The organism is Sphingobacterium alkalisoli, from assembly GCF_005049105.1.
Taxonomy (GTDB): Bacteria; Bacteroidota; Bacteroidia; order Sphingobacteriales; family Sphingobacteriaceae; genus Sphingobacterium; species Sphingobacterium alkalisoli.
The window spans coordinates 541,719-560,618 of record NZ_SUKA01000003.1 but is presented as its reverse complement, the minus strand read 5'-3'; the positions used below and the strand labels follow the sequence as shown (position 1 = coordinate 560,618).

The window sequence follows — 18,900 nt, the reverse complement described above, 5'->3', positions numbered from 1 at the left end:
GCAAGGGCGCTTCAGGACTTTCACTAACTAACCAACTATTAACCTAAATTATGAATACTATATAAACGGCGGTATCTGTTCTATTATTACACCCACGCTCGGTATTAACAAAAACTTAACATGTGGTATCTTAACCTCACGACTAACCTTTGACTTACGCTTGCATCTTTAACGACTTTCCGACCTCCATTTGATTGAGCGTGCGGATTACTTCCTTTCCTACCGCATACGCCAGATTTACCGGTACGGCATTGCCGATCTGTTTGTATTGTGCAGATACAGGCCCCGCAAACTTCCATTCATCGGGAAATGTTTGGATACGAGCATATTCCCTCACCGTAAAGGGTCTGGTTTCGTCTGGGTGGCAACGTTCCGTTTGTTTTTGAGCAGGACTACACGTTAACGTAAGGCAAGGCTCGTCCCAACTAATTCTTCTGGCCATACCTGTTTTACCTCCACCAAGGTAAAAACTCTTTTGCATATATTGCATTTGTATATCCAAGGGAAGATTTCGCCAATAACCACCCGGGGGAACCAATTCCAATACCTTGCGCTTGCTTTCAGGATATTTTGTACCAGGTGAATCCGGAACGTCAGACGCAAAAAGTTCTCCTTTCTTAAGCGCATCCTTCAGCGTGTATATCGTTTTCGAAGGCTTTGGATACTCGAAAGAAATATCCAGGTCCTTGCGTATCCCCACTAAAATAAGACGCTCACGCTTTTGTGGTACGTCGTAATAGATTGCTTTCAGTACGCGAGGTTCAAGCACCTTATAACCGATCTCATCTAAGATGGAAATCATGCCCTTTAAGGTATTTCCCCCCTCGTGGTTTAAAAGACCCCGTACATTTTCCCCGATGCAGATGGCAGGTTGGGTCTCTTGTACGGCACGGGCAAATTCGTAGAACAACGTTCCCCGGGCATCTTGTAAGCCAAGTTTTTTACCAGCATAGCTAAAAGCCTGACAGGGGAAACCACCCGTCACGACATCTACCTCACCTTTATATTTTTCAAAAGAGATATTTTTAATATCATCTTCGATCACGTCCCAGTGCGGTCTATTTGTACGAAGGGTTTCCGCTGCCCAGTGATCTATTTCATTTAGTGCTACACATTTTAATCCCGCTTTTTCTAGACCAATAGCTAGTCCACCTGCGCCGGCGAATAGCTCCAGTACACGGTATGGTCGAATAGGGGATATTTCAATATCAAGTTTTTTATTATCTATCATCTGAATGTTCTCAAACATCTGTAACTGTTCTTTTCTATATATCCTATAATTACTTATAGGTTCTCTCATAGCAATTAATTTCCCCTCTCTGTCCCATCTACGTAATGTTTCCGTACTTTTGCCTACCTTATCGGCAAATTCCGCAATTGTTAAATAATCTTTCATTATCTAAGTTTTAAAAGGATTAAAATTTATTAATATAAAATAACCAACTGGGTTAACCTTATACATGGTTACAAATATATTGGTTATATTTTTACTAAAAAAATTAGTTTTCAACATTCGACGTTTTACTAACATTTTTTTGATTAGGTTATTCAACCAATTTTATATAATATTGAACTATTAACTTGATGATATGGCATATTTGAACTGGATTTCGGACGAAGATTTAATAGAAGCTACGAAGAATTTGCTCGATAAAGCGGGCATGATTAAAATCGCCGCAGAAAAAAATATTAATAAAAACGTGGTTGACCCGTTTTCTTCATTATTTCAAATTGGTGGTTTTGGTATAGGGTATGAGGAGTGGTTTATTGGTGAAATAACAAGACAGGCACAAAAATCATTACAAAACCACGTGGGCGATTTCCATCAAAATATTTTGGGATCTGTTGTTGGATGGGATAATAAAAAAACAGGAAGTGTTATTGATCTTGTCAACGTCGATCGAATGATTATTGCAGAGGTGAAAAATAAACACAATACTGTAAAGGGGTCAGATTTGGTCGGTGTCTATGATACTTTGGCGGAGGCAGTCAACCGGAAAATGAGTGTTTATAAAGATTTTACCGCTTATTACGTTACCGTAATTCCTCCTAACACGCAGAGATTTAACAAGCCATTTACTCCCTCGGATAACAAAAAAGGGCAAAGGAGAGAAGCTATTGAACTAGTTCGTGCAGTGGACGGTGCATCATTTTATGAGCTGGTAACTGGAGATCATTACGCTTTAAGAAACCTTTTCAATATTTTGCCCACTATTATTACTGAATTAACAGGCAAAGTATTCGACAATCAGGAAGTCAGATCGTTATTATCATTGTTCAATGGAGCATATGGTACAGAATAATCGGAATCAACAGCCGAAATAATTTTTTCGTCGAAATTAAATAAGGGAGCATATTGCACTTCTTCGGTAAGGCGGATTAACTATTCTGAAACTAATCCATTTTATTGTTTTATCGCTATGCTCCAATCGGTTGTTGGTGTGATTGGCACATTAGTATGCATGCAGTATGTACGTAGGGATTAATTAAGTGCCCTGCTAATTGATAAAAATCTGAACGACGAGTCGCGAGGAAGATTTATTTAATGGTTTCCCGTAATTTAATCATTATGACTTATTGTAATTTTAGGTGAGTTTCGTTCAATACTATATCTAGAATATTCTTTATTATAAACTGCAGCTGTTTAGTAGTTTATTTGTAATTGATTATATTTATTGGTATTTTAACGCAGACCATTGACAAATGAAACGACGCTAGACAAAAACGTTATTGCTAGGTTTTGTTGGTTGAATATGAAAAGTATTGACTTGAAGATGAGCTAGTATGCCAATTAAATTTTTGAATAATTATCCAGAGAATAATCTAAAGGATTCTATTGTTAAGAAAGATGGGTCTCCATTAAATGGGGAGATTTGGCTTTATCAACAATTGTTAAATATTAATAATCAAATTGACTTTCAGGACAATGATGAATGGTATTTTTACCATAACTATAATCTTTCGATGCATCCTGGTAGTAAAGGCAAAGTAGAAGGGCAAGTTGACTTTTTATTATTAAATAGAGATGGCCTAATTGTAATAGAAGTAAAAGGCGGGACAGTGAAAGTCGAAAATGGCTGTTTTTATTCTTTAAAAGAGGAAGATTTTTATATAGCTCAAAATCCATTTATTCAGGCGAAGGAATATGTGAATTCTTTAAGGGACTTAATAGGGAACTCTAAACTATTTATTTGTAAGGCGATAGTTTTTCCTCATACAAATAATTTTCAACTGGTAGGTCCAGAACTAGAAGGTTACAAGCATTGTTTTTACTCCTATTCTAACTTTAGAAATATTCAAACAGATTTTGCCAAAACTGAAAATTTTTATAGGTTTCTCTGTGGACTTATTAAAGAAACAAAAAAAGTCATTAATAGTTCAATAAATGTTTACAGGGAAAGAAATAGAGTTTTTACAAACTTTCCTCGAATGTCTCTTCAAGAATTAAGAAGAATTAAAAACCAATTATTTCCGAATCAAATAGCATACAGCTACAATATTGACACAATAAATTCGGATTTAATTTTAAATACGAATTATGATATTTTAAAAGGATTGAAGAAGAATAGGAGGGTCTTAATCCAAGGTAAACCGGGAACAGGAAAAACTGCGCTAGGATTAAAGTTAATTGCCGAAAATTATTTAAATCAAAAAAAAGGAGTAATATTTTGTGCTAATTTATTAGTGAAGAAAAAAATTGAATATTTGCTAATTTCAGAATACAAAATTGATCCTACTTATATAGCCTTTGAAATTTTTTCTAAAAACAAAGCAGAACAGTATTTAACCAAGGAATTAGATTACTACATATTTGATGAGGCTCAAGAGTATTTCGATAATGACCTTTATGAGTATGTAAATCAATTTGATAAACTAAATTGTGCGCCCATTTTTTATATATTGTATGATATTGATCAAACTATACTTTCTGATACGGAAGATTTAGGATTCTATGAGGATTATTTTATTCAAGAAGGGTTTATCCATTATTTTTTTGATAATGTTTTTAGGACAGCACAGCACCCACAGATTAACGAGATATGCACAGCGATTAGGTCATTAAATATTGGGTTTGTTTACAAAAAGTTGGGACAAAAATTTCTCCAAAGTGACGATGTCATAAAAAAAATAGCGTTCTTCTCGTATTTTATTAAAAATAATAGTTTTCATCCTAAGGATAAAGTGATTCTGATTGAAAGCCACATATTTGACGAAGTTAAAAATCTGTTAATCAGTTATTTTGATGATTTTGTGCTTGAACTTTCTGAGAATAATATCAATCTGCTCTCGGAAAAGATTAAATTTACTACCCCAATAAAATATAGAGGGTTGGAAAATGAGGATGTTCTTTTAGTAGGTAAAGGTCTTTCAGATGTGAATCGAACTCAATTGTATATTGGTGCTACTAGAGCCATGGTGAGCTTAAATCTTATGGTATGGAATTAGCCGGTTTCAAGAGAATAAATAATGTAGTCTTAAAAAGTTTAGATATAAATGATTTAAGGATTATAAAAGAGTTGAGCTTTATTGGCAAGATCTATTTTCGTTTCAAGCAGTCTAATGCTAATTCAATTTGTATTCATCTCCCATTTTTTTCTAAGCAAAATATAAAATATTTTGAAAAATATATAAAATATTTTGACCATGCTATTAACATGCAGAACCAAAGTGAACCGATTGGTTTAGATGAGTGTTTCTTGATTAATTTTTTCGATGATAAAAATGAGATTTTCAAATTTAATGAAACATTCGATAATGTGTCAAAATGGGGGGATGCAAACAATTATTGCTATACAACGGTAGATGCTTTTACCCCAGTATTTTATTCGAATGGAGAGAATGAGCTTAGTTACATAAAGAATAATCTACCGTTGTATCAAGCGATGCGAGAAGTAGACGTTGTAAAAGATGTCGTGAAGATTAATTTGGATGTAAAGAATATTTACGTTCAAGAATACGATAAATCTTTGGAATGCTTTAAAAATGGTCTGTTCAGTGATTTTAGATTAGAATCGACGGGTGATACTGATTATCTAAATGAAATTTATGAAGAAATCCATGGACAAAATGTTATGCTGCAGATATCAGTTAAATATCCATACTTTTCCAATATAAACTCCCACTTTATAAGAGATGATATAAATAACCTCCAAGTCACATTTAATAATCGCTTTACAATTAGAGATGCTAAGGCAATTTCTAGTAATGACTTGATCGTGCTGCCAAATGAGTTGTTTGAATGGGAGAAGCCTTTGATCGATGCAAATCCTTATTTTGAGATTGTCCAAACGAATGCAGGTGGTAGAATTCGAGAATTACTTACTGATGTTTTGGAAGGTTGGAAAAATTTAGATGTTAATAAGTATCAATATCCATTTCCAAAATATTTTTTCTTGTTGATTTGCAAGGAAGAACCAATTAGCTTTTGGATATCAAACTTTAAAAAATCGTATCCGTTCATTTTCGATAAACCAATTTATCATCTACTATCGGAGTTGTTTAACCTCATCTATGAATTAGATTGGTCAAGGACTTTAAGTAAAGTTGATGAAAAGATAAATTTTATTTTTCCTGATTTAGATAACAATTCTACTAAATCGAGGATATTAAGAGAACCTTTTGGCGTTTTTAAGCAATATCATAGTAAACTTAAAGCTTATACCTCTTTTTCTAGCGAGATCAAAGAAGATAAAATGAACTATGTTCTAAATAATTTTGATATTAACTATTTGATCAATAATGCACTTGTTGATAGGAAGAAGATTGTTAAAGTTGTTATTCCGGATTTTCTTTACTACAATATTAATCCTTTCGGACTATATCAATTATATAATTATCAGTTTTTATCCTACTTTACTGATATCCGTCAAAGAATTTTTCCGGAAATAACCCCTTATAGAGCTGACTGTGAATCCTATAAAAGCAAATTATTAAGTAAATCGAGGGAAGATTTAAAAAAATACGTTAAATCGATTAGTGTTGAGGAAAAATCGAACGTAAATGTTGATAAGTTCGATGTTATTACATTCGATGAGATTTTAGATGAAGTTGAAGAAACCGAAAAGGTTAAAATTTTACGGCGGAATATAAATGAAAATTCGATAAAAGTAACTGGAAATTTAAATGGTGAAATAGTTTCTTTTGATTCGGAAAGCCTAGTTTATATACTAAGGAATAATTTTTTAAAAATTAAGGCTGTGGAAATCCTCGAAAATGATTTGTATCTGAATATAAAAAAGATCAAAGTCAGTATGAAGAATGCATTTTTAATTCAACTAGAAGCAATTCCTGAAAGTGTAAAATATTTTAATTATAATTTATATCGAAAAGGTGATGCGTTTAAGAAATTGAAGAGGATTGGTCTTAAGATTACGGGGGAAGATTACTTTAACAAAACTTATATATCGAACGTAAGAGAGTTTGATATAGAGAATTTCAAATTACCAAGAAAGCAAGATAGAGGCTTAATCTGTGAATTTCTAAATATAGCTTCTTCGGAAATGCAAATAGCCTATGTAGCAAAGTATAAAAATAACGTAGAGCTTAAGAGGTTATATTCGGAAATAATAGATTTAATAATCGATGAGGGCTACATTGATATTGTAAGATCAGATATAGTAACTAATAGAATTGTTAAGATACTTGACGATAGTAGCTTGGATATTTCTGAGGAATACAATCTTGAAGAGTTTGCAAATAATATAGTCGATGGTATTCTTGATAAATTAACAGACTTTTTAGAACCAATTACTAATTTGAAACATGAAATTAAGTCATATAAATAAAAGAGAGGGACTTGAAAACCTCGTTAGGGAGCAATTAATCGGACCTGGAGCTTATAAGTTTAAATATCATTTTCAGGCTGATTTAAGCACAGATAACAAAGATTTCGAAGTGATTCCAGAAGTGCCGGCTTATCAATATAGTACTGCTATACTATTTCCTGAAACGGAGTCCGAAAATGAAGATTCGTTAAAAGATGTTGACGGTCAAGAAGGTGATTTGGACGAGGTGAACCGACAGGATACTTCAGCAAACAATGATGAAATAGGATCTGATGTTTCTGAGACATTATCCAGTAAGCAGCAGAATTACCCAACTGATTTTGGTTTGTCTTTTGTTGTAAATGAAGACGCGAATGTGAATAATGAATTGGATATAGTGTTATCTTTTAGAAGATATAATAGGTTCACTAAGAAAAAAATCAGAGAATTAGGATATTCTATTTTGTTATTTGAGAACCAGGATGATATTGAGAGACTAGTTAATCAATATTTAAGTCAATATCTGAAGATAATACGAAGAGATAATTTGATTTTTATAGGTTTTGGAAATGATTTTGACGTCGATAGTTTTTATAAAATTGACTATGTAAATTTAAATTCATTAATATCTGACATAATTGTCGAGCCATTTAAAAAATTATTAGGTAATGACTTGGTGCAGTTGGAGGAAAAATCTAATGTTAAATATTACGGACAAAATAGTTCAGGAAAGAAATATTTTGCAATCGGAGAAAGAAAGTATGGTTCCGAGAATTTTGCTGAAGTTTATACAATCTATGAAGACCAATTCGTTGATTATTTTAAACAGCTGTTGGCGGGAAATTGTGACTCTTATGAGAAGATAAAAGAGATCATAAATGGCTTTGAGTTATATAATCAACTGAAAAGTATTATATTAGATTTTAAAGATGTTTTAAAAAAAAACTCTCCTACGCATGTTTGGAAGTCATTTTCTGAAAAAATATCCTTAAAGCTGCCTGTTTATACAGGAGGAAAGATTGAAAGGTTTAACCCGTTTCCTGTATCGGCTGAATACCCTGACCTAAGGTTTGCCGTTCAATATCTCCGTAGCGCCAAAAATGGGGGGATATATGTCAAAATTCTTATTTCTAACAAAGAAAAGTTATTCCTTAAACCCAACGAATTTCCCGCTTTAAACAAAAAAGATGAAGCAAATTTAAAATCATATTTTGGTATTGAACTTAAGGTTGTTGAGAAGGTTAAGAATACGTTGATACGATACAATTCCCCACAATTTATTGCTTTCGATCAAGAAGATAACTTTAACAAGCTATTGTATAGGAATTTTGAAGATTATGGAGAGGGTTATAATACCTCAATTAATTGGTCGAAATTGGAATTGAATAGGTTTATAAGTACAGATTTTCTACCCGTTCAAGATTCGCCTAGCATTGGGTTTTCTCCCAGTAAGATTACAGACAATGGTGTCGTTTCTCTTTTGACAGATGAGTCCGTCTTGTCTATGAGGGATTTGTCGACATTGTCTTCTATTCATGACATGGAAATAGCTTTTAAATTACATCTTTTTATCGATGATTACCGGAGTTGGATTATTGCTAAAAGGGTAGAATTAGTTAATGATCCTAATGCAGAAATTTTGTTAAATCAATTGAGATCCTGTGAGATTGATTACAATAGGCTTAAGCGAAATGTGAGACTTTTAGAGTCAGATTCGGCTGCGATGGCAGCATTTCGGTTAATGAATACTGCCATGTTTATGCAGCTGCATAACAGTGTCCTGAAAAAAAATAATTCGTCTGATTTATTAAATCACAAGCTAGATGAAGAATACTATAAAACTGTCTTTATAGAGCAACCATATAGGTGGAGGGCTTTTCAGTTGGCTTTCGTACTTTTGAATATAGACGGCTTTGTTAAACCAGATATCGGTGATAGCACAATTGCAGATATATTTGAGACAGGCTGGCCAGAAAGAAATGAAATAGCAGATTTGGTTTGGTTCCCAGCGGGGGGAGGGAAAACAGAAGCATATCTTGGTATCATAGCGTTCTGCATTAATTATAGAAGATTCATGAAGGGGGCTCTTGGCAATGGGACTACCGTTTTAATGCGATATACATTGCGATTGTTGACGTTACAGCAGTTTCAAAGAGCCACGATTCTAATTTGTGCCTTAGAGGTAATTAGAAAAGCTAATTTTGAGATACCTAATAATTATTCGCTTGGAGGTGCCAAAATAACAATCGGGCTATTTGTAGGAGGGGACTCACTACCAAATAACTGGACAGGGTCGGGAGATCGTAAAGGTATGAAAGAAAATTTGATGGATATATCCGAGCAAATTTCTAGTCATAGGAAAGCAAATAAGGATATAGAGACTATAATATTAAAAACAAATCTACCTTTTGTTGAGTGCCCTTGGTGTGGATCTGATTTATTTATCCATGAATCATTGTTAAATGTTTCTCCTAATCATTTTAATGGAAGGTATCGAAAGGAGAGTCCAGTTAATATTTGTTGTAATAATAAAAAGTGTGATTTTCATAATAAAGGAACATTTTTTGGTGAGGGAGAGAGTATACCATTTCTATTATTTGACGAAGATATTTATAGATTTCCACCGACTTTACTTTTTGGTACCGTTGATAAATTTGCCGCATTAGCCAATAAAGTATCAATAAAGAAAGAAGAAGTCAGTAAAGATTCTAGTCGTTTTTTTGGAAGGTATAATGGTATACAAACGAATTTTCCACCGGAGCTGATTATACAAGATGAACTTCATTTATTGTTGGGTCCGCTGGGAAGTGCGGTTGGATTGTTCGAGAAATCCTTAGACTCGTTATGTTCTTACGTCGATACACATGGTACAAAGGTTAAGCCTAAAGTTGTGACATCTACTGCTACCACTAGAAATACGGATAAACAAATATTTGGCTTGTTTAATAGAAGAAGCGAAATATTTCCAAAACAGGGTCCATCAGCTGATGATTCTTTTTTTGCATACTATGATCGTGACGAATTTAATAATTACCTGTCCAAAAGACGTTACATGGGAATTTTACCTGTTGGCAAAACCCAAGTATGGATGCAACTTAGGGTAGCATCCGTTGCATTAGCTCATAGGCTTCAGTATCTAAAGGCTAACTTTTCCTTGGAGGATATATTTAATAACACAGAGGAATTTAAAAATGCCCAGTCAATTTTTGATTATTATCATACCGTTTTATCCTATTTCAATAGTTTAAAAGAAGTAGGCAAAACACAGTCTCAAATTAATCATTATTTACCTGGTGATGTGAACTATGTAGTTAGAAACACTGTTTCATGGACATTTATCGATAAGTTAATTAGAGATGATGACAAAATATCATATTCTGAATTGACAGGACGCTTGACAGGTGAAGAGGTGAAAACTAATTTAACCGAAATTGGTCAACAATTAAAGCTAATCAACGTTGAGGAAAATAAAATAGTTTTAAATTCTAAATTACCTCCTGAATTTGTGATTTCGACAAATATGATTTCTGTTGGTATTGATGTATCGAGATTCAATACCATGATAATTAGTTCCATGCCAAGAAATATAGCAGAGTATATACAAGCATCAAGCCGTGTCGCACGTGATAAAGAGGGAATCGTCTTTACAGTTCATCACCCTTTTAGATCAAGAGATATTTCACATTATCAGCGGTTTAAAGAGTTTCATGAGAAGTTTTATAGTTATGTTGAACCCATATCAGTAACTCCGTTTGCTAGCAAAGCTCTCGATCGATATCTACCGATGTATTTAGCTGTAGTCATTAGGCATAATTTAGAGTTTGGATTGACTAATAATGACAATGCTATAGATGTCGATAATGATGTTTCTAATAGAATTTTGAATTATGTAGAGGATGAAATACGAGACGTATTAGAAAATTCAGTAAAACTAGAGAAATATCTGAAATGCCCAACTAAGCCCGGATTTTCGACTTCAATTGATGGTGTTATTTCTGAAGAGTTAGTCACAGAGGTTCTTGTTAAATCTAAAAAGTTATTGGATAATTGGCAGAAATTAATCACGGAAAGTGGTGAAAATACCTTTTTTTACAGAAAGGACACTATGCCGAATGAATCTTTATTTACGACATTGACTGATAACTCACGCCCTTTAAAATGGAAAGTAGGTCATTCGTTGAGAGAAGTTTCTCCAGAAGTGGTTATTAGGACCGTTCAACAATAAAATTAATCGATCGATGTTTACTTTATCTAGAAACAATCAAGCAAACGAGTCGCTAAGTAAGTTTAAACTACTATCGGCATATGGAGGAGCAGGATCTATATTACATACTCAATATGGAAGTATAATTGTGTCTTGTATAGAAGAATGGGGCTTTTTAAACAAAATTAATCAATTACACAAAGACGCTATAAATCGAAAAGAAGAAAATGTTTTTGAATCAGTGAGAAAGCATGCTATAGCTTCAAATGAGGGAGGGATTGCCTTATCAAATGACAATAGATTTATTTCATTGCTGAAAAATAAGAAGAAGTTAGAGAATCTTAAGTACCTAGTGCTTATCCCTGACCTAGAAATAAACGAGAAATCGAACACCGTAGACTATGGAATCGGAAACTTGACTATAGCTAGTACATATATGCCCAAGAATTTCTCCGATTCTAATTATACTATTAAGCCATATAGCAGTTGGTATAAAGAATGGGTGGAGAATAGCTTAGGAGATAAATTTGCGACACAATTTTTTCCAGTAAAGAAGGAAATAATATCCAAAAAAGGTACTTCTTTTTTTCAACCATTGAAGCAGGATAACGTCGTGTTGATATGCTCTAACGGTCATATAAGTGATTTTCCTTGGTCAAAATATTTGAATTGGAAGAGCTCAAATCCTCACTATGATCAAAAAGGTCTAGATCTATTCAATTTTGATGATTGTTGTTCCGAGCCGGAGCTAACAATTAGGCTGGCAAATTCGAATGCGTCCGGATTTGACGGTAAATGGTTGCGATGTGAAAATAACGGATGTCGAGGAAGCAAGGGAACCTCCTTAAAAGGTCTGTTTAGCATTAAAGTGCTATGTCCCGGTCATAAGCCATGGGAGGCATCTGTTTCGGATAATGACAATTTTCCGTATTCCGGCTCTAAAAATTCAAGAAGGAATGAGTCGCCAAGAGAAAATTGCAAAGCAGTGAAGCCTATGAAGGCAGCACTTACAACAGGAAATAATTTGTATTTCTCAAGAATAATGTCAAGCATATATCTGCCATCTGAGTTGTTCAAAAGTCAAATTGAAATGAGAATTGAAGACCTCGTAAAGAAAAAAAATGAGGCCATGAGAAATGATGACTTTGACTTAGCAAAGGATTTAAATAAAAATATTTTAGAGCTAAAGGGTGTGCAACCCCCTGTTGTAGATAACGTCAGTGAAGCAGAACAGGATCTCAATTATAAATATGAAGAATTTTCTGCATTCCATTTTAAGACGGAAGATGAAATTAATATAGATATTTCTAATCTAAAAGTAAAAGATACCACAAGGAATCTAGATGGGTTATTAGAAGAGTATTTTGCTAAGATATTGAGAATTGATAACATGAAGATGTCTTCTACACAATTAGATTTCTCTCGTGTTGAACCATTTGACCCCGACCAAGAAATGAAGGTTCAAGATATATTTAGAAGTCGCCCTGAAGATATTATTAGTTATCCAGGGATTGAAAATTATGGAGAAGGTATTTTTTTTGCATTAAATCAAACACTGCTTGAAAAATATGAAATCGAATTCAATAGCTATATAGGGGATTGGATATCACAATTGCCGAGTCCTAGAGATCACTATAGTCGTAAAATTATCGAAAAAGCTCGATCAGAGAATTGGTTATTGTATTTAATCCATACACTTTCCCATTTAATCATGAGAGAATTGGAGTTTCGATCAGGCTATCCAACAGCGTCACTACAAGAGCGATTATATGTCTCAAATAATGATTCTTATAAAATGTCTGGATTTTTGATATACACAGTGGAGGGCTCGGAAGGCAGTATGGGAGGCTTGATAGCCCAGACAACACCGGATAATTTAAATAACTTAATAAAAAGTGCTTTAACAAGAGCGACGATTTGCCAGAGCGATCCGCTTTGTTGGACATCTGAAGGGCAGGGGTTATTTAATTTAAATTATGCTGCATGTTTTTCGTGTGGTCTAGTAAGTGAAACTTCTTGTGAAGAACGAAATCTTTATTTGGATAGAAAATTACTTGTTGACCAAGAATTTGGCTTTTTTAAGAATATTCTAAATTTCGAATAATATGGGATTTAAGGCATCAAATAAGAATTTTATAATTCACGAATTGAATCGTCCGGTGAAACATTTGGATCTGACGGCTAGACTTGAATATTACAAAACTGTACAAATCGAAACAAGAGTTCGTTTAAAAAGGTCGTATTTAACGTCAATAAATGATAAAGAACAATTCTATATAGATGCCTTCGAAGTATTAGGTGAGTATGAAAGTGAATACCTTCTTACAAATCTCTTATTGGAATCAAAATGGTTTCAATTACTTAAAAAAGTATTACTAAAAATAAAAGAAAGCAAAATTAATATCCAATTTCCTTTAGTATTAAACAGTTTTATAGAATCAATTGAAAATTCAAGTCATGATCAATTAAGATTAAACATTGTAGAGAATACAAAGTATCAAGGAGATTTCGCCTATGTTCTGCCATTTTTTGAACGTTTTGTCAAGAGTGATATAGATTTGGTGGCAGACTTTCTTATTCCTAGATCTAATGAACTTATTAAAAGTTTAGCAGAATATTTTACTAATGTAGATGATAGTAATGATTTAAAGTTTTGGATATTTTTATTTTTCAATAAAATCTGGAATGAGTATTATTTAGATGGAACTTTGCATCGTCTACGGGGAGCAATTTTTTATCGGGATTTAAATAAACATTTGAATAGAGAAGACGTACTCTCAAATTATATAAAATTTCTTGATTTTGTCAATAATAAGTTGGATGAATACTTTGTTTTATTTCAGAAGTCTTCACTGCATCTTAATATTTCCGATTTTGAGTCAAGTACTGAGTTGAAGAGATATTATAATGAATATCAAATTCGTATAAACGAAGGAAGAGAAATTATGAGACTGTGTGAAGAATCATCATTTCTAGATATTTTAAAATATGTGGAAGAGCAAAAAAACTTTAATAAAAGAGCATTAACAGTTATCCGGAACAAACTTACAAAGTTTCAATACCCCAGTTCAACTGAACTGGGGCTCTTCGAAAATTTGTATCGAGATTTCGGATATCACAGCAAGGATGTAAGGAAGATTGCTAGAACCTTATATTTGTTCCAATTAATCTGATTGATTTGCAATAGATACAATCTTATTAACTCCATATAAAGCAAGAATCTGTGACAGTGGTATTTTGTCCTTATATTTGAAAATTTTAAAATCTTTGGATTGATGATAAAACTCATTTTCAGCAGAAATTCTGTTTATAATACCCTTCAGATCATCTATTAAATAAGTTGGTTCTTCCTTATTACCAACTGATTTTTGAGATTCGTACATTTTCTGCATCAGCCTAGAATTAGCTACTTTTTCAGAAAATCCATTATTTATTATTTTAAGGAACTGGAGCCCCTCTGGTAACTCTTTTTTGATGATTTCTTCTAAAGATTTATAAAAATTATCTTCAATAACTTGATGTCGGAAATTTATTCCAGTACCATATTGAATAGATGTCATCCATCTACCGTCAGGTTTATTTTTTTCTTTTATATCAAAGTTGGATAATGTAACTGTCAAGTTACCATCCTTGATAGGATGGCGTCTAAACTTTGAATCTCTGGTTCTTTTAGGTGGGTTTGTGAAAACTGTTTCAATAAAGGTGTTTAAATTTAATATTCCTTCTAAACGTACTTCTTTCTCTAAATTTAACTCGGTTGGCACCGGATAATTATTCTGTATCAAGAATTCCTTGGCTAATGCTCTGCTTACACAGGGGCATACCGCATTCCCTACCTGTCTCCATTTAGCGTATTGGTTGCCAGTAAATTGATAAGTAATTGGAAATCCCATAATACAAGCAATTTCGCGGATTGTGGGGGACCGAAATTCTCCATCTCCAGTGCGATTGTAATCGGATTTATAGATAAGTGCTTCTCGCGAAGTACTGCTTTTTGTTGCGGTGACTGTTCTACTCGGATTTTCCATATTCTCGGGAAATGCCATTTTACCCATACAATGGTGATTAACTTTCAATTCTCTCGACTGTCTCCACTCACATTCATATAACCCACTGTCGTAAAAATGGTCCGTCAAATCATCCATTTTAATTTTGATACTAGGATAGATTGGATCTCTAACAATACCTACTGCAGATTTTAATATAGGGATAGGAAGTTTTACTATTAGCTCACCAAGTGTTTTCCATTGTTCTTGTTTTACACCAGTATTAATATGAGTAGAGGACGGGACGATAAACTTACCTTTTGAAATTATTTCGCCAGATATAGAACGTTTTCTTGCTTGATGAGATCCGTAGTCTGCAGAATTTATTACGAAGGTATTTGGATTGACTCGCAAAGCTTCATCTTCTGGATTCTTTCCGATACTAATTGCCCAATCACTGAGATTGAGATCTTTAAATGTATAATATACTTGGAGATATTTTTTGGAGTTGGTTACGTTTTCCATAAACCATCCTTCTAAAATCGAGTTAGATTGGTGCTTTTTCACAGCAATGACGCGTAAAAAAGATTTGATTAATTTGAGTCCTAGGCCTTTTTCACCTCTTCCTGATTTATTAGATGTAGAGAAACTAACACAGGGAGGGCTGCCCAAGATAACTGTGCTATCAGGCACATTATTGATTTCTTCTATAGAATTTAAAAAAACAGATACGTCTTTTGTTCCACAATTCAGTTGATAATTGTGATTATACGTTTGGGTAGCAGGTAACCAGGAATCATATCCATATAAGGTCTGAAAGCCCATTTGGCGAAACCCTTCGGTAAATCCACCAGCACCACAAAAAAAGTCTATTAAGGTATATTGTTTTAATTGTTTCACTTTAATGATAAAAAACTAAAAATACTAATTGTTTTTTGAGTTGACAAACCTCTTTTAAATGATATTCTAGATTCCCCGGTTTGGATTATATAGTGTAGATATTTAGAAAGCACACTGTTAGATGAGTTTTTTAAAAATTGCTTTCTTTTCGCTAATTTCTTATCTGACAAAAATTTCAATGAATAATCCTAGAATAATGAATAGTTCGCCTAATACGAAAATAACAATTGAATATTTGAATAAGATCCAGGTACATTTATCTTTTTGTGTCACTTCATTCCTCAAACTTTTAATATTAGTTCTATTCTCCGTTTCACGTTGTCTAGCGATTTGTGCGGTGCTTTTGAAAGAGTTTAATCTGTTAAGCATAACTAACAACAAAATAATCGTATCAAATAGAAGTGCTAAACTTCCTATTAATATGAACACTTTACCTATGCAACTGTTAAATGAGAAGTCTTTCTCAAGAAATTTGGAAACTACAAAACCTATTGTAGCTAAGCACAAAGCTAATAATAAATTGACAGTTTTTCCTAACTCTTCGATTGCTCTTCCTTGCCAGCGGATGAAGCTTTGATTTTTATTAGTCATGTCATTTTCTTTTTTAGATTTCATTTCAGGTAAAGGCTTAGACTTATCTTAAGTATTAAATATTATAATAATTAATAATTCTGTTGAAAATCTAGTGTGTATCCAGGACATTCTTGAATTACAACGTTATTAAGGAATGTAAAGATTCACCTCTTTTTGTCCTTGCGATTTGTCTTAATCCCGTCAAATATATTGCTTTTCGAGAAATAGCGGTTTTTTTTGGCCTAGATCTATTTTATATATTTACAGTTTTATGTCCTCTCTTTCAATTTCTTTAGCATCTTTGAAAGATATTATCAAGCCATTTTCTCTGTTCTCATCTGACTTCATTCCATTGCTAAATTTGCAAGTGCAGAACAGAAATTTACCCATCTGGTATTTCTCCTAAACTAGCAGATTTAACTGTTTGGTTCTCGATTATCTCGTTAAGTTTATCTGTTAATTATTTCAAATCTTATTTCTCAGTTATATTTTTTCTTTCGGTTGTCTCGATTGTTGTATTTGTTCATTCCATCCTCGATGCAACATTCGATGACAATTAGCACAAACCAGCATCAGGTCATCCAATCTTGTACTTGTATTCTTGGTAAGGAGATGTAATGGTTTTCGATGGTGGCACTCGATAAATCCGTATCCTTTTTCACCATAAACCTTAAAGAAGTCAAATGAGCATAATTCACATTCTAGTTTACCATATTTTTTTAATGACTGCTCTTTTTTCTTTTTTACTAAAGTTGGATTACGCTCTCTCGACAGATGGTATCGATATAAGATCGAACCTTCTTGTCGTTCGTAACCTTCATCCTCTAAATCTTCTTTGGCTGTTAGTATCTGATCTTTTATTTCAGGATATTCAGCAGTTGATCTGATAGCTTGAGCTAATTGTGCTAGCAATTCTCTTTTGTTCTTAAAATCAGAAAAGACTTCCTTATCCAATTTGCTAGTAGCTACCATGCCCTTACCTTTGTAAGTGTCATCTAAAGCCAAAAAATTACTGAGTTTTAGACCAACACCGTTTGGATTTCTGAATTTTTCATATTCTTCTTTATCCCCATGAATAGGTAGCTTGTTTAAAGTGTCTGATAATTCAATAACCAACGGATTTCTAGCATGTATCTGACCTGGTTCCAATTGAAAATATAGATCCAAAGCGAGAATAAGCTCATCACGCTGCCATTTCGGATTACGCTTTTTTTCCATCGGAATCTCTTACTTTTTCTTCGAATTCTTTTAGCCAAGTAGGATCGACACTTTCTCTTGCTTTTTTTATAAGTTCAGCTGAGATAGGAGAGATCAACTTATATACTTTTCTTTTAATTTCGGCCCCTTTATTTATATCTTCAAAACAATGTTTAATATTTGTTTTACCTAGTTCAATGGACTTGTTGATTAAATTAGGTGGTAAGTAAAGACGGATGACTTTATTACTAACTATATCACGTGTTTTATAGTGCTTAGCAATTATAATTATTAAGTATGAAGTCAAATCTAATCTTTCCTGGCTTCTCACTGTGTTACGTCCAGCTGTTAATTCTCGAATTTCTTTAGGTAGATTATCCTCTTTAGGAATTTTTCCATCTAGGTTCAATAGCTCCTTCACAGTTAGATTGTATATCTTTTTGCATACGTCTCGCAATGATTCTAAATCAATCTTTTGATTTTTTCCAACCATCCTTGAATATTGACCTGCTTTGAGTTCGGCCAACCTGTCTACCTCATTTTTTTCAAGTCTAAAATGATTTCGTAGGAATTCCAAAAGTTCAATAATAGAAGCAATTTCGTCAAATTCAGAATGATCCATAATTTTTAAAATTCGAGTATTAAATATTTTTATATTCGCATTATTGTTCTTACATTTGTTTAGTTAATTGAAAAAGCGACAACTTGGGTAGCGCTTAAGCGTCACCAACAACGATGTCTCTCGCCCAAAAACCGCAAAAATTTGTCTGCGAGAAGATCGGAGGTTCGCCATTTTTCTACTGGAAATGCTATCTTTACGATATATTACCCAGTAGGGCGAACTTTCTGTAAGTCTTCTTGAAGACAAGATCGGAATCTCGTGTAGGTTCCGTGACTGGTTTCTTTGCGGTTTCCAGGTCAAGAAGCGTGAAGTTCGCCTTATTGGTTCTTTCAAACCGATAGGCTTCTTTTCAAGCTTTCTGAGTAAACATCGTTATCATAAACTAAATGATTATGAAAACGAATTGTAAAACCACAAGTATCCACCACGTCTCGATCAATGATCGTTGCCCACGGTTTTCCCGTAAACTTCTCTTTAAGAACATTATCCGACATCCCGAATAAAGGTTTGCGCAAAAAACACAGACAGTAGGGGATAGGAGAATGTAACGCCCGCAAACGCAAGGGGTATTACCAGTCAATACAGCATAATATTGCTTCTCCTAGTCCCGCTATTGCCTGTTTACCGATCTTTCTATATTATCTGTAACTAATC

General features: G+C 33.5%; 11 protein-coding genes. 6 read left to right on the top strand and 5 right to left on the bottom strand.

Annotated features, from left to right (window positions below):
• Positions 1-154: 154 nt before the first annotated feature.
• Positions 155-1,396, bottom strand: coding sequence for a DNA (cytosine-5-)-methyltransferase (gene dcm, locus FAZ19_RS11960; RefSeq protein WP_136820954.1), 1,242 nt, complete (start codon positions 1,394-1,396; stop codon positions 155-157).
• Between the two features lie 193 nt (positions 1,397-1,589).
• Here dcm and FAZ19_RS11955 point away from each other — a divergent pair, with 193 nt between their 5' ends.
• From FAZ19_RS11955 to FAZ19_RS11930, 6 genes are all read left to right on the top strand, one after another.
• Positions 1,590-2,303, top strand: coding sequence for an Eco47II family restriction endonuclease (locus tag FAZ19_RS11955; RefSeq protein WP_136820953.1), 714 nt, complete (start codon positions 1,590-1,592; stop codon positions 2,301-2,303).
• A 481-nt stretch (positions 2,304-2,784) separates the two neighbouring features.
• On the top strand, positions 2,785-4,446 hold the full coding sequence (locus FAZ19_RS11950) for an NERD domain-containing protein (RefSeq protein ID WP_136820952.1): 1,662 nt from the start codon (positions 2,785-2,787) through the stop codon (positions 4,444-4,446).
• Positions 4,437-6,785 (top strand): hypothetical protein, encoded by a 2,349-nt coding sequence (locus tag FAZ19_RS11945; protein WP_136820951.1) that lies wholly within the window; start codon positions 4,437-4,439, stop codon positions 6,783-6,785. The genes FAZ19_RS11950 and FAZ19_RS11945 overlap by 10 nt, the downstream gene beginning before the upstream one ends.
• The gene (locus FAZ19_RS11940; protein WP_136820950.1) at positions 6,763-10,989 is read left to right on the top strand and encodes a helicase-related protein; all 4,227 of its coding nucleotides are present in this window, start codon (positions 6,763-6,765) and stop codon (positions 10,987-10,989) included. Before FAZ19_RS11945 ends, FAZ19_RS11940 begins: the two co-directional genes overlap by 23 nt.
• 13 nt (positions 10,990-11,002) lie before the next feature.
• Entirely contained in the window at positions 11,003-13,072 is a 2,070-nt protein-coding gene (gene drmB, locus FAZ19_RS11935; RefSeq protein ID WP_136820949.1) for a DrmB family protein, read from the top strand.
• 1 nt (position 13,073) lies between these two features.
• Positions 13,074-14,141 carry a hypothetical protein gene (locus tag FAZ19_RS11930; protein WP_136820948.1) on the top strand — a complete coding sequence of 356 codons (1,068 nt, stop codon included), beginning with the start codon at positions 13,074-13,076 and terminating at the stop codon, positions 14,139-14,141.
• Here the strand turns inward: FAZ19_RS11930 and FAZ19_RS11925 are convergent.
• The 4 genes from FAZ19_RS11925 to FAZ19_RS11910 all read right to left on the bottom strand — a co-directional run bounded on the left by FAZ19_RS11925 (position 14,133) and on the right by FAZ19_RS11910 (position 18,246).
• A complete protein-coding gene (locus FAZ19_RS11925) occupies positions 14,133-15,854 on the bottom strand; it encodes a DNA cytosine methyltransferase (protein WP_136820947.1) in 1,722 nt (573 codons plus the stop codon). The genes FAZ19_RS11930 and FAZ19_RS11925 overlap by 9 nt on opposite strands.
• A 159-nt stretch (positions 15,855-16,013) precedes the next feature.
• On the bottom strand, positions 16,014-16,469 hold the full coding sequence (locus FAZ19_RS11920) for a hypothetical protein (RefSeq protein ID WP_136820946.1): 456 nt from the start codon (positions 16,467-16,469) through the stop codon (positions 16,014-16,016).
• Between the two features lie 441 nt (positions 16,470-16,910).
• Complete coding sequence (locus tag FAZ19_RS11915) at positions 16,911-17,645, bottom strand: HNH endonuclease (protein WP_136820945.1); 735 nt, start codon at positions 17,643-17,645, stop codon at positions 16,911-16,913.
• Positions 17,629-18,246 carry a hypothetical protein gene (locus tag FAZ19_RS11910; RefSeq protein ID WP_136820944.1) on the bottom strand — a complete coding sequence of 206 codons (618 nt, stop codon included), beginning with the start codon at positions 18,244-18,246 and terminating at the stop codon, positions 17,629-17,631. Before FAZ19_RS11910 ends, FAZ19_RS11915 begins: the two co-directional genes overlap by 17 nt.
• Positions 18,247-18,900 lie beyond the last annotated feature (654 nt).